We start from the raw sequence: 536 nt of genomic DNA, 5'->3' as shown, positions 1-536 counted from the left end.
ACATAATGCATGGGTGGGAAGGAAAAAAACAAAGAATATGTAAACAATATTCTACAAAAAAGATAGAAGACTGGGAGAGTTGAACGAAAAAATACAAGAGAAAAGCTCACGTAAAGCAAAGCTTTTCTCTTGATTTTTTAAAAAGAGGAACATTTACTGAATATCCCAATCTAAGCGCTGGAACGAATCAGCTTGATGGCACTATAAAATAAACTGTGTCACGCATTATTTTTTTTCTAAAAACTCGTCGGTCGGGGAACGGCCAGCGCCAAGGGGCGGGACCACCTGTCCCGACGAGCGTAAAATTACAATAATTTAAACCGTTCTCCAAATTTTATGGCCAGTTGCTGTGAGATTGTAGCCCAATTGGCCAGTGGCATAGTCCACTTCTTCCGTATATTACGGTATGCAAGATAAACCAGTTTCTCAAGGGCTGTATCTGACGGGAACACGCCCTTGTTTTTTGTTACCTTACGGATTTGGCGGTGATACCCTTCAACGGTATTTGTAGTATATATAAGCTTACGGATAGCCGG

Annotated in this window: 1 protein-coding gene; it reads right to left on the bottom strand. The window is 40.9% G+C overall.

Annotated elements, in window-relative coordinates:
• Positions 1-305: 305 nt before the first annotated feature.
• A partial coding sequence (locus BACFIN_RS00185; protein ID WP_007758334.1) for an IS256 family transposase occupies positions 306-536 on the bottom strand: 231 nt, incomplete at its 5' end.

The sequence above is a fragment of the Bacteroides finegoldii DSM 17565 genome (assembly GCF_000156195.1).
In the GTDB taxonomy this organism is placed as follows: Bacteria; Bacteroidota; Bacteroidia; order Bacteroidales; family Bacteroidaceae; genus Bacteroides; species Bacteroides finegoldii.
Note: the sequence above shows the minus strand (reverse complement) of the source record. Positions and strands in the feature narration are given on the sequence as shown.